The following is a 12417-nucleotide window of genomic DNA, read 5'->3' as shown; positions in this document are numbered from 1 at the left end:
GTGGTCTGACCCAACACCGTTCCCCTGTGGGAGCGAGCTTGCTCGCGAAGACGGCGGCATGTGCAGCGAGGATGTTCAGGCATACCGCGTCGGCCCAATCGCGAGCAAGCTCGCTCCCACAAGGTATCAACACAAGTCTTTGTATCGCCCTCAATAATCATAAGAAGAGGCACCCCATGCATCCCGAGACTTTCACCGGGCAGGCGTCGTTGGTGACGCCGAGCCGCAAGCGTTTTTTCATCATGGTCCTGCTGTTCATCACCGTAGTGATCAACTATCTGGACCGCAGTAACCTGTCGATTGCAGCCCCGGCGCTGACCAGCGAACTGGGTATCGATCCGATTCATGTCGGGCTGATCTTCTCGGCGTTCGGCTGGACCTACGCCGCCATGCAGATCCCCGGTGGCTGGCTGGTGGACCGGGTGCCGCCGCGCATCCTCTACAGCGTCGCGCTGCTGTTGTGGTCGGTGGCCACGGTGATGCTCGGTTTCGCCGCCAGCTTCATCGCGCTGTTCGTTTTGCGCATGGCCGTGGGCGCTCTGGAAGCGCCTGCCTACCCGATCAACAGCCGGGTGGTGACCACCTGGTTTCCCGAGCGTGAGCGCGCGACCGCTATCGGCTTCTATACCTCCGGGCAGTTCGTCGGGCTGGCCTTTCTGACGCCCGTATTGGCCTGGCTGCAACATCAATACGGCTGGCACATGGTGTTCGTCAGCACCGGTGCGGTGGGGATTCTCTGGGCGGCCGTCTGGTACGCGGTGTATCGCGAGCCACGGGATTTCAAGGGGACCAATCTGGCCGAAGTCGAGCTCATCCGTGAGGGCGGCGGGCTGGTCGATATCCAGGCCGAGACGGCTCGGCGCAAGGCGCCGTTCAGCTGGACGGACCTGGGCACCGTGTTGAGCCAACGCAAGTTGTGGGGCATCTACCTCGGACAGTTCTGCCTCAATTCGACGTTATGGTTTTTCCTGACCTGGTTTCCGACCTATCTGGTGAAATATCGCGGCATGGACTTCATCAAGTCCGGCCTGCTGGCGTCGCTGCCGTTTCTCGCGGCGTTCATTGGCGTGCTCTGCTCGGGGTTTTTCTCTGACTGGCTGATCCGCCGCGGCGCGACGATCGGTTTCGCCCGCAAGTTGCCGATCATTGGCGGGCTGCTGATTTCCACCTCGATCATCGGTGCCAACTTTGTCGAATCGACGCCGTGGGTGATCGCCTTCCTGGCGCTGGCGTTTTTCGGCAACGGGCTGGCTTCGATCAGCTGGTCGCTGGTCTCGACCTTGGCACCGGCACGCTTGTTGGGGCTGACGGGCGGGGTGTTCAACTGCATCGGCAATCTGGCGGCGATCGCCACGCCGATCGTGATCGGCTTTCTCGCCAGCGGCGACTCCTTCGCCCCGGCAATCACCTACATCGCCGCGCTGGCGTTGATTGGCGCCCTGTCCTATGTGTTGCTGGTAGGCAAGGTAGCGCGGATCGAACTCTAGTAAGCGCAAGACCGGGCGACCATAATGCCGCCGGTTCCCTCGCTGATTGTTGAAGGCCAGATATGCAGGAAGACGTCGCAAAAAACGCCAAGGACGCCGCGCCGACAGGTACCCAGACGCTGCTACGCGGCCTGGGGGTGGTTCAGGCCGTGGCCAGTGGTGCTCGCGACCTCAAGGAAATTGCCCGGCTGATCGGTACCACCCGCAGCACTACCCATCGGCTGGCCAGTTGCCTGGTGGAGGAGCGCTATCTGCGGGTCGTGCCGCAAATCGGTTACCTGCTGGGGCCCAAGCTGATCGAGCTGGGTTTCCAGGCGCGCGAAGCGCTGCCGCTGGTGACCCTGGCCACACCGTATCTGGACGAGTTGTCGGTGTTGACCGGCGATACCATTCACCTGGCGATTCGTGAAGACGACGACGTGCTGTACCTGCACAAGAATCCCGGGCGCAATGGTCCGGAAATGCGTTCGCGGGTCGGCCATCGCATGCCCTTGGCGCGCACCGGGATCGGCAAGGCGCTGATGCTCGATGACTCACCGCAGGAGTGGCTGCGCCTGTATCGGATCAGCTTGCCGGCGGGCGGGCAAAACCAGTTATGGCCACAGCGCCCGGAGCCATCCTGGGAGCAATTCCAGCAGCGCATGCTGGAGTATGTGGCGGGCGGCTACGCCTTTGACCTGGAAGATAATGAACCGTCGATCCGCTGTGTCGCGGCGCCGGTACGCGATGCCAGCCGGCAAATCGTCGCCGGGATCAGCATCGCCAGTACCGTACCCTATATGCCGCTGGAGAAAATGGCCGAGCTGATTCCGCTGATCAAGCAGGTCGCCGCCCGGCTTTCCGCCGAGTTGGGGGCCAAGGCCTGAGCCGGGCCTGCGTTACAGCGGGGTAAGGACATTCATCACGGTATCCAGGGCGACACGGGTATCGTCAAGTTGCACCAGCGAGGCATGCCGGGCACCGAGGGCGTCACGATTCTTGATGGCGGTCAGTATCGCCTTGTGCCGGGGCAGGCTGAGCCTTTGAATGTCGGGGCGCCGGTTGGTGATACTGATTGACTCGCGCAGCGGCAGCGACAGCATGTTGCACATGTAGGCGAGCAAGTCGTTGCGGGTCGCGTCGGCGATCGCATGGTGAAAATCCAGGTCCGCCTGCAAGAGGTTCTCGTGGGTCGTTGCCGTTTCCATCGCCTGGTAGGCTCTTTCGATGATCGCGATGTCGGCGTCGGTCGCCGTGGTGGCGGCCATGGCGGCGATTTCTGGTTCAAGGATTCGGCGCACGCCCGACAAAGTATTGAAGAACTCGCTGTGAGGCGTCGACTGCATCAGCCAGGACAGCACGTCGGGATCCAGCAAGTGCCATTTCGAGCGTGGGCGCACTACCGCGCCGACCCGTGGCTTGGAGTACACCAGGCCCTTGGCGCTCAGCACCCGGGTGGCTTCGCGCAGCACCGACCGACTGACCTGATAGGTCTCGCACAGCGTTGCTTCCTGGGGCAATCGTTCTTCCGGCTTGAGGCGTCCGGAGACAATGTGCATGCCCAGTTCCTGGACGATCTGGGCATGCATGCTCTTGCGTGGCTTGGGGGACTGCTGATCCATGACAGGGGCGCTGCTCTGACGAAATACGCGGCATCATAACATCGCTGCCGCCTCTATCAGGCGCTCCTGTACGCCTGAACCGATTCACTATCAGTGTGAATGACGCGGCACCTCGGCGCCGCGGCAACCCACCAGAAAGTCGAAGTCGCAGCCCTGGTCCGCCTGTAGCACATGATCGATGTACAACTGGCGATAGCCGCCCACGATCAGGTTCTGTGGCGCTTGCAGGTCGGCCATGCGCGCCGCCAGCTCAGCGTCCGGGATATCCAGGTGCAGACGCCCATTGGCACAATCGAGTTCGATCCAGTCGCCTTCTTTCACGGCGGCCAACGGTCCGCCGGCAGCTGCTTCCGGGGCGACGTGCAAGACCACGGTGCCGTACGCCGTGCCGCTCATGCGCGCGTCGGAAATCCGCACCATGTCGGTGACGCCCTGGGCCAGCAATTTGGCCGGCAAGCCCATGTTGCCTACTTCCGCCATGCCGGGATAACCCTTGGGACCGCAGTTTTTCATCACCAGGATCGAGTCGGCATCGACGTCCAGCTCCGGGTCGTTGATCCGCGCCTTGTACATGTCGAAGTTCTCGAACACCACCGCACGGCCGCGATGCTGCATCAGTTCGGCGCTGGCGGCGGAAGGCTTGAGCACGGCACCGAGAGGGGCCAGGTTGCCACGCAGCACGCAGATGCCACCGTCCGCTCGGATCGGGTTGGAGAGGGGGCGGATCACTTCGTCCTGGCCGTAGATCGGTGCCTCTCTGGTGTTGTCGCCGATCGACTTGCCATTGACGGTCAAGGCGTCGGGATGGGGAATCAGGTTGGCTTCGCCGAGGCGGCGCAGGACGGCCGGCAGGCCCCCGGCATAGTAGAACTCTTCCATCAGGAAACGCCCGGACGGTTGCAGGTCGACAATGGTCGGCATGCCGCGACCGATGCGGGTCCAGTCATCCAGTTCAAGCTCGACGCCGATGCGCCCGGCGATGGCTTTCAAGTGAATCACCGCGTTGGTCGAGCCGCCGATGGCGGCGTTGACGCGAATGGCATTTTCGAAGGCTTCCTTGGTGAGGATCTTCGACAGTTTCAGGTCTTCGCGAACCATCTCCACCGCGCGCATCCCGGACATGTGCGCCAGGACATAACGGCGCGCATCCACCGCCGGAATCGCTGCGTTGTGGGGCAGGGAGGTGCCCAGTGCCTCGGCCATGCAGGCCATCGTGGAGGCGGTGCCCATGGTGTTGCAGGTCCCCGCCGAGCGAGACATTCCGCCCTCGGCCGCCAGGAAGTCGTCGATGCTGATGGTGCCGGCCTTGACCTGTTCGCTGAGTTGCCACACCACGGTACCCGAGCCGATGTCCTGGCCCTTGTGCTTGCCGTTGAGCATCGGCCCGCCGGTGACGACGATGGCAGGGACGTCGCAACTGGCGGCGCCCATCAGCAGCGCCGGCGTGGTCTTGTCGCAGCCGGTCAGCAGCACCACACCGTCGATCGGGTTGCCGCGAATGGCTTCCTCGACGTCCATGCTCGCCAGGTTGCGGGTGAGCATGGCGGTGGGGCGCAGGTTCGACTCACCGTTGGAGAACACCGGGAACTCCACGGGAAAGCCGCCGGCCTCGATCACCCCGCGTTTGACATGCTCGGCAATCTGGCGGAAGTGCGCGTTGCACGGGGTCAGCTCCGACCAGGTGTTGCAGATCCCGATGATGGGCTTGCCGTGGAACTGATGGTCGGCAATGCCCTGGTTCTTCATCCAGCTGCGGTACATGAAGCCGTTCTTGTCGGCGGTACCAAACCACTGGGCGGAGCGCAGGTCGGGTTTTTTATCAGACATGACTGGTTCTCTTATAGTAAGACTATATTGTTCTTTTCTGGCCCTAACATAAGCGCAAAATCTCAGGTTTGGAAGTCTTGTTGAGTAAATAGTAATACTATATAGTCGTTTGCAACTGAGGTATGACCCTGGCGGTTTTCCGCGAGAGGCGTCCCCGAGCTTCCATAAAAACAACAATTGGAGATCGATCCCATGGGTCAGGAGCTGCGACCGATTCGTCGCATCACGCTGAAACCAAAGCTTTTCCTGAGCCCGCGATCAGGAGAAGGTTCATGCGTTTAGTTCAGTTCGAATTGAGTAACGGCGAGCGCCGGGTCGGCGTGGTCGAGGACGGTCTGGTCCGTGAAGTGCAATCCGCGCGCACGGTGCGCGAGCTGGCGCTGGCCGCCATCGAGACGGGCGTCGATCTGCGGCAACAGGTCCAGCGCCTCGGCCTGGGTGGCAGTCACGATTATGCGCAATTGCTGACCGAGCTCAGGATACTGGTGCCACTGGATCACCCGGACCCGGCGCATATGCTGGTCAGCGGAACCGGTCTGACCCATCTGGGCAGTGCGGCGGCACGGGACAAGATGCATCAGCAGGCCGGTGACGACAGCGCGATGACCGACACCATGCGGATCTTCAAGTGGGGCGTGGAAGGCGGTAAACCCGCTGCCGGTCAGGTCGGTGTGCAACCGGAATGGTTCTACAAGGGCGACGGCAGCACTGTCGTGCGTCCGGGTCAGGCATTCGCGCTGCCGCCATTCGCCGAAGACGCCGGCGAAGAGCCGGAAATCGGCGGTCTGTATGTCATCGGCCACGACGGCAAGCCTTATCGCCTGGGGTTTGCCGTGGGTAACGAGTTCTCCGATCACGTGATGGAGCGCAGGAATTACCTGTACCTGGCCCACTCCAAATTACGCAATTGCAGCTTTGGTCCTGAACTGCGGGTCGGTGAACTGCCCCAGCACCTGGCCGGCAGCAGTCGCATTTTGCGTGATGGCAAGGTCGTGTGGCAGAACGAGTTCCTCAGTGGCGAAGCCAATATGTGCCACAGCCTGGAAAACCTTGAATACCACCACTTCAAATACCGTCAGTTCCTGCGACCGGGGGATGTGCACATTCACTTCTTCGGCACCGCGACCCTGTCTTTCGCGGACGGTATCCGTACGCAACCGGGCGATGTGTTCGAAATCAGCCAGGCGGAGTTCGGCGCGCCCTTGATCAACGGTATCGCCAGCGGCGACGCGGAGCTGGCCCCCGGTCAGGTAGGCACACTTTAAGGAGACAGGCATGACTCGGATTCTTGGTCACAACTACATCGGCGGCCGGCGCAGTGCGACCGGCAGCGTGACCCTGCAAAGCTTCGACGCGCAGACTGGCGAAGCATTGCCCCATGCTTTCCACCAGGCGACGGCGCAGGAGGTCGATGCCGCCGCCAATGCTGCCGCGACGGCCTACCCGGCCTATCGAGCCTTGAGTGCGCAGCGTCGCGCGTATTTCCTGGCGTCAGTGGCCGATGAACTGGATGCGCTGGACGATGAGTTCATCGCCCTGGTTTGCCGTGAAACCGCGCTGCCTGTTGCACGCATCCAGGGCGAGCGCAAGCGTACCAGTAGCCAGATGCGCCTGTTCGCCGACGTGCTGCGTCGTGGCGATTTCTACGGGGCGCGCATCGATCGGGCGCTGCCTGATCGCCAACCGTTGCCGCGCCCGGATCTGCGTCAGTACCGCATTGGCCTGGGGCCGGTGGCGGTGTTTGGCGCGAGCAATTTTCCGCTGGCGTTTTCCACTGCCGGCGGCGACACGGCTGCGGCGCTGGCGGCCGGTTGCCCGGTGGTCTTCAAGGCGCACAGCGGGCACATGGCGACCGCCGAACGGGTCGCCGATGCGATCATCCGGGCGGCCGAGGCAAACGGAATGCCCGCCGGCGTATTTAACATGATCTATGGCGCCGGGGTCGGTGAGGCGTTGGTCAAGCATCCGGCAATCCAGGCGGTCGGTTTCACCGGCTCGCTCAAGGGCGGTCGAGCGCTGTGCGACATGGCGGCGGCACGCCCGCAACCGATCCCGGTGTTCGCCGAGATGTCGAGCATCAACCCGGTGATCGTGTTACCCCAGGCGCTGCAAGCGCGGGCTGACACCATTGCCCGTGACCTGACCGCCTCGGTGGTGCAAGGCTGCGGTCAGTTCTGTACCAACCCGGGCCTGGTAATCGGCATCGGTTCACCGCAGTTCACTGCGTTCACTCGGCAGGTCGCGCAACTGATCGGCGACCAGCCCGCCCAGACCATGCTCAACACCGGCACCTTGAGCAGTTATGGCAAAGGCTTGCAAAGGCTCCTTGCGCACCCTGGCATCGAGCACCTGGCTGGCCATCCACAAGCGGGTAATCAGGCGCTGCCACAGTTGTTCAAGGCTGATGCGAGTTTGCTGGTCAATGGCGATGAAGTGCTTCAGGAAGAAGTGTTCGGTCCGACCACCGTGTTCGTTGAAGTGGCCGATCAGGCGCAACTCAGTGCCGCATTGCACGGGCTGCACGGCCAACTGACGGCGACGATCATTGGCGAAACCGCGGACTTCGAGCAGTTCAGCGAGCTGACGCCGTTGCTGGAGCAGAAGGTCGGTCGCATCCTGCTCAACGGTTATCCGACCGGTGTCGAGGTCTGTGATTCGATGGTGCATGGCGGGCCTTTTCCGGCAACCTCGGATGCCCGTGGCACGTCGGTGGGTACCCTGGCCATCGACCGTTTCCTGCGCCCGGTGTGCTTTCAAAACTACCCCGACAGTTTGCTCCCGGACGCATTGAAAAATGCCAACCCGTTGCGCATTCAACGTCTGGTGGATGGACAGCCATCGCGTGACCGGCTGTAACGCGAGCAAGCTCGTCAGCGCCCGAAAATCAGTAACTATCCAGGAGGCTTCATGGTGTGGACCGCAGTGACCGAACACCGTGCGCAACTGGGCGAGGGTCCGTTTTGGGACGCGCCCGGCCAGGCCCTGTATTGGGTCGATATTGCCGGCCAACAGGCATTACGCCTGAGTGGTGAAAATCTGCAGGTCTGGCAATTGCCGGAGCCGGTGTCGGCGTTCATTCCCTGCGAAAGCGGCGATGCGTTGGTGACCCTGAGCAGCGGCGTGTATCGCCTTGACCTGAGCTCCACGCAAGCGGCACCGCACCTGACCTTGCTCTGCGTCGCCGATTCGCAACCGGGCAATCGTCCCAACGAGGCCCGTTGCGATGCCGGGGGCAGGCTCTGGCTGGGCACCATGCAGAACAACATTGGGGAGCAGGGCGAAGACCTGCCGGTCCTGCGGCGTTCCGGTGGTTTGTTCCGTATCGATGCCAATGCGCGAGTCACGCCGCTACTGCATGGCCTGGGTATTCCCAATACCTTGCTTTGGAGCGAGGACGCCACGCAGGTGTATTTTGGCGACAGCCTGGACGGCACGCTGTATCGGTATTCGATCGGTATCGACGGCCAGCTCGATTCGCCCCGGAAGTGGTTCGGGCCGCACCCGCGTGGCGTCCCGGACGGTTCGGCCATGGACGCCGAAGGCTATCTCTGGAACGCCCGCTGGGACGGCGGTTGCTTGCTCAGGTTGGCGCCCGATGGCGAGGTCGACCGCGTGATCGAGCTCCCCGTCAGCCGACCCACCAGTTGCGTGTTCGGTGGCAAGGATCTGCGAACCTTGTACATCACCAGCGCCGCAAGCCCGCTCAATCATCCGCTGGACGGAGCGGTGCTGGCCATTGAGGTCGATATCGCCGGGAAAATCTGTCACCGATTTGCAGGATAAATTTCAAGCATCAGGCTGCACTGGTTCACAGCTCGCACTCACAACAAAAACAAGGAGTCACCTTATGAATCGTCGTCATCGTGTAATCCGTTCCCTGTGCAGTATCGCCCTGGCGGCATCGGCCGTCAGCATGAGCAGCCTGCTGCTGGCCGCCGCCGAGCCCGCGAAGATCGGGTTTCTGGTCAAGCAAGCGGAGGAACCCTGGTTCCAGACCGAATGGGCTTTCGCTGAAAAGGCCGGTAAGGACAAGGGCTTTACCGTGATCAAGATCGCCGTGCCGGATGGCGAGAAAACTCTCTCGGCCATCGACAGCCTCGCCGCCAACGGCGCCAAGGGCTTCGTGATTTGCGCGCCGGATGTGTCCCTGGGCCCTGCGATCGTGGCCAGGGCCAAGGCCAATGATTTGAAAGTGATCGCGGTGGATGACCGCTTCGTCGATGCCGGCGGCAAGTTCATGGAGGACGTGCCTTACCTCGGCATGGCCGCCTTCGAAGTGGGCCAGCAGCAGGGCGCCGCCATGGCTGGCGAAGCGAAGAAGCGCGGTTGGGACTGGAAAGACACCTACGCGGTGATCACTACCTACAACGAACTCGATACCGGCAAGAAACGTATCGATGGGTCAGTCAAATCCCTTGAAGACGCCGGCCTGCCGAAGGACCACATCCTGTTTGCACCGCTCAAGACCCTCGACGTGCCGGGCAGCATGGACGCCACCAACTCGGCACTGGTGAAACTGCCGAGTGCGGCGAAAAAACTGATCGTCGGCGGCATGAACGACAACAGTGTGCTGGGCGCCGTGCGCGCCACCGAAAGCGCCGGTTTTGCCGCAGCCAATGTCATTGGTATCGGTATCAATGGCACCGACGCCATCGGCGAATTGAAGAAGCCCGACAGTGGCTTCTTCGGCTCGATGCTGCCCAGTCCGCATCTTGAGGGTTACAACACCGCGAGCATGATGTTCGAGTGGGTCACCACCGGCAAGGAACCCGCGAAATACACCGCGATGGACAAGGTGACACTGATCACGCGCGACAACTTCAAGCAGGAACTGGAAAAGATCGGTCTGTGGAACTGAGGTCGGTTGTTTTCCTCGGCGGCCTTGGTGACAAGGCTGCCTGATCGGTGTGATGAGGTGGTTATGCATGCGCAATTGAACAAACAACAGCACGGTGCCAGCGGCAGTCTGTGCTTCAACGGCATTGGCAAAACCTTTCCCGGGGTCAAGGCGCTAGACGCTATCAGCTTTACTGCCCACCCGGGGCGGGTGCATGCCCTGATGGGCGAAAACGGCGCTGGCAAGTCGACCTTGCTCAAAGTCCTCGGCGGCGCCTACAGCCCCAGCAGCGGAAGCCTGCAGATCGGCGAGCAGACGATGGTCTTCAAGTGCGCCGCCGACAGCATTGCCTGCGGCGTGGCTGTCATCCACCAGGAGTTGCACCTGGTGCCGGAAATGACCGTGGCGGAAAATCTGTTTCTCGGGCATTTGCCGACCCGTTTCGGTGTGATCAACCGCCGTGCGTTGCGCGAGCAGGCACTGGCCTGTCTCAAGGGCCTGGCCGATGAAATCGATCCGCTGGAAAAGCTCGGCCGTCTGTCCCTGGGGCAACGGCAGTTGGTGGAGATCGCCAAGGCGTTGTCCCGTGGCGCCCATGTGATTGCCTTCGACGAACCCACCAGCAGCCTGTCGGCCCGGGAAATCGAGCGCTTGATGGCGATCATCGGGCGCCTGCGGGATGAGGGCAAAGTGGTGCTGTACGTTTCCCATCGCATGGAGGAAGTGTTCCGTATCTGCGATGCGGTGACCGTGTTCAAGGACGGACGTTACGTGCGCACGTTCGAGGACATGAGCGAGCTGACCCACGATCAGTTGGTCACCTGCATGGTCGGTCGCGACATTCAGGACATCTACGACTACCGCCCTCGTCAACGGGGCGAGGTGGCGCTCAAGGTCGATGGTCTGTTGGGGCCTGGCTTGCGCTCTGCGGTGAGTTTCGAGGCGTATAAAGGCGAGATTCTCGGCCTGTTCGGGCTGGTCGGCGCCGGGCGCACCGAGCTGCTGCGCCTGCTTGGCGGTCTTGAGCGCAGTACGGCCGGAAGCCTGCAGCTGTGCGGTGAGGAACTGAAACTACGCTCGCCGCGCGACGCGATTGCCGCCGGTGTCCTGCTGTGTCCCGAGGACCGCAAGAAGGAGGGCATCGTTCCGCTTGCAAGCGTTGCCGAGAACATCAACATCAGCGCACGCACCGCTCATTCCCGGTTTGGCTGGCTGTTGCACGACAGTTGGGAGAAGAGCAACGCCGACAAGCAGATCAAGGCGTTGAAAGTGAAAACGCCCCATGCGGCGCAGAAAATCATGTACCTGTCGGGGGGCAATCAGCAGAAGGCCATTCTGGGTCGCTGGCTGTCGATGCCGATGAAGGTGCTGCTGCTCGACGAGCCGACGCGCGGTATCGATATCGGCGCGAAAGCCGAGATTTACCAGATTATCCATAACCTGGCCGCCAGCGGGATTGCGGTGATCGTCGTGTCCAGCGACCTGATGGAAGTGATGGGCGTCTCGGACCGCGTCCTGGTGCTTTGCGAAGGCGTGATGCGCGGCGAGAAGAGCCGCGAACAGGCCAATGAATCCAACTTGCTGCAACTGGCCTTGCCGCGCCAACGCGCTGACGGCCAGGTGAACTGAGAGGTGACTATGACAACCCAAAACAACGCGTTGCCGACGACGCACAAACCCCTGGATGTGCGCGCTCTGCTCGATAATTGGGCGATGCTGTTGGCGGCGCTGGGGATCTTTGTGCTCTGCACCCTGCTCATCGACAACTTCCTCTCGCCCTTGAACATGCGTGGTCTGGGGCTGGCGATTTCCACTACGGGCATCGCCGCGTGCACCATGTTGTATTGCCTGGCGTCCGGGCATTTCGACTTGTCGGTGGGCTCGGTGATTGCCTGTGCCGGGGTCGTTGCCGCGGTGGTGATGCGCGACACCGACAGCGTGTTGCTCGGTATCGGCGCGGCGCTGCTGCTGGGGCTGCTTGTCGGGCTGATCAACGGGATCGTGATTGCCAAGCTGCGGATCAACGCGCTGATCACAACGTTAGCGACCATGCAAATCGTGCGTGGCCTGGCCTATATCTTTGCCAACGGCAAGGCAGTCGGCGTGTCCCAGGATCAGTTCTTCATCTATGGCAATGGCCAGTTGTTCGGCGTGCCGGTGCCAATCCTGATCACCATTGGCTGTTTCCTGTTTTTTGGTTGGCTGCTCAATTACACCACCTATGGGCGCAACACCATGGCCATTGGTGGCAACCAGGAAGCGGCGCTGCTGGCCGGGGTCAACGTCGACCGGACCAAGATCATCATCTTCGCCGTGCACGGGGTTATCGGTGCCTTGGCCGGGGTGATCCTGGCTTCGCGCATGACCTCCGGCCAGCCGATGATCGGCCAGGGTTTCGAATTGACGGTGATTTCCGCCTGCGTGCTGGGTGGGGTGTCGTTGAGCGGCGGGATCGGCATGATTCGGCACGTGATTGCCGGGGTGTTGATTCTGGCGATCATCGAGAATGCGATGAACCTGAAAAACATCGACACGTTTTACCAGTACGTGATTCGGGGTTCCATCCTGCTGCTGGCCGTGGTGATCGACCGCATGAAACAACGCTGATCGCGGTTGTTCAATGTGGGATGTTCTATGCGTTCAATGTAGGAGCTGTCGAGCCTCG

10 protein-coding genes are annotated in these 12417 nt (G+C 61.8%); 8 read left to right on the top strand and 2 right to left on the bottom strand.

Translation table 11 applies throughout. The features are described 5' to 3' along the window. Positions 1–176 precede the first annotated feature (176 nt). Positions 177–1487 carry an MFS transporter gene (locus tag AC1DIG_RS17645; RefSeq protein ID WP_477768329.1) on the top strand — a complete coding sequence of 437 codons (1311 nt, stop codon included), beginning with the start codon at positions 177–179 and terminating at the stop codon, positions 1485–1487. A 62-nt stretch (positions 1488–1549) separates the two neighbouring features. Further along, a complete protein-coding gene (locus tag AC1DIG_RS17640) occupies positions 1550–2353 on the top strand; it encodes an IclR family transcriptional regulator (protein ID WP_477768328.1) in 804 nt (267 codons plus the stop codon). Between the two features lie 12 nt (positions 2354–2365). On the opposite strand, the gene AC1DIG_RS17635 is transcribed toward AC1DIG_RS17640, so the two are convergent. Both AC1DIG_RS17635 and AC1DIG_RS17630 read right to left on the bottom strand, forming a co-directional pair. Next, on the bottom strand, positions 2366–3088 hold the full coding sequence (locus AC1DIG_RS17635; RefSeq protein WP_477768327.1) for a FadR/GntR family transcriptional regulator: 723 nt from the start codon (positions 3086–3088) through the stop codon (positions 2366–2368). A gap of 90 nt (positions 3089–3178) precedes the next feature. After that, positions 3179–4915 carry an IlvD/Edd family dehydratase gene (locus tag AC1DIG_RS17630; RefSeq protein ID WP_477768326.1) on the bottom strand — a complete coding sequence of 579 codons (1737 nt, stop codon included), beginning with the start codon at positions 4913–4915 and terminating at the stop codon, positions 3179–3181. Positions 4916–5187: 272 nt separating this feature from the next. Between AC1DIG_RS17630 and araD1 the strand changes: the two genes are divergently transcribed. From araD1 to araH, 6 genes are all read left to right on the top strand, one after another. Further along, positions 5188–6180: an AraD1 family protein gene (gene araD1, locus AC1DIG_RS17625; RefSeq protein ID WP_477768325.1), complete on the top strand. Its 993-nt coding sequence runs from the start codon at positions 5188–5190 to the stop codon at positions 6178–6180. 10 nt (positions 6181–6190) lie between these two features. Beyond that, positions 6191–7771: an aldehyde dehydrogenase (NADP(+)) gene (locus AC1DIG_RS17620; RefSeq protein ID WP_477768324.1), complete on the top strand. Its 1581-nt coding sequence runs from the start codon at positions 6191–6193 to the stop codon at positions 7769–7771. Positions 7772–7822: 51 nt separating this feature from the next. Continuing rightward, the gene (locus AC1DIG_RS17615; RefSeq protein ID WP_477768323.1) at positions 7823–8698 is read left to right on the top strand and encodes an SMP-30/gluconolactonase/LRE family protein; all 876 of its coding nucleotides are present in this window, start codon (positions 7823–7825) and stop codon (positions 8696–8698) included. Between the two features lie 64 nt (positions 8699–8762). Continuing rightward, positions 8763–9773 (top strand): substrate-binding domain-containing protein, encoded by a 1011-nt coding sequence (locus AC1DIG_RS17610; RefSeq protein ID WP_477768322.1) that lies wholly within the window; start codon positions 8763–8765, stop codon positions 9771–9773. A gap of 63 nt (positions 9774–9836) precedes the next feature. After that, a complete protein-coding gene (gene araG / locus AC1DIG_RS17605) occupies positions 9837–11381 on the top strand; it encodes an L-arabinose ABC transporter ATP-binding protein AraG (RefSeq protein ID WP_477768321.1) in 1545 nt (514 codons plus the stop codon). Between the two features lie 9 nt (positions 11382–11390). Continuing rightward, positions 11391–12359 (top strand): L-arabinose ABC transporter permease AraH, encoded by a 969-nt coding sequence (gene araH / locus AC1DIG_RS17600; protein ID WP_123583067.1) that lies wholly within the window; start codon positions 11391–11393, stop codon positions 12357–12359. Positions 12360–12417 lie beyond the last annotated feature (58 nt).

This window comes from Pseudomonas sp. 05N431 (genome assembly GCF_056397005.1).
The sequence above is the reverse complement of the archived record's forward strand: the minus strand, read 5'-3'. Positions and strand labels throughout refer to the sequence as shown.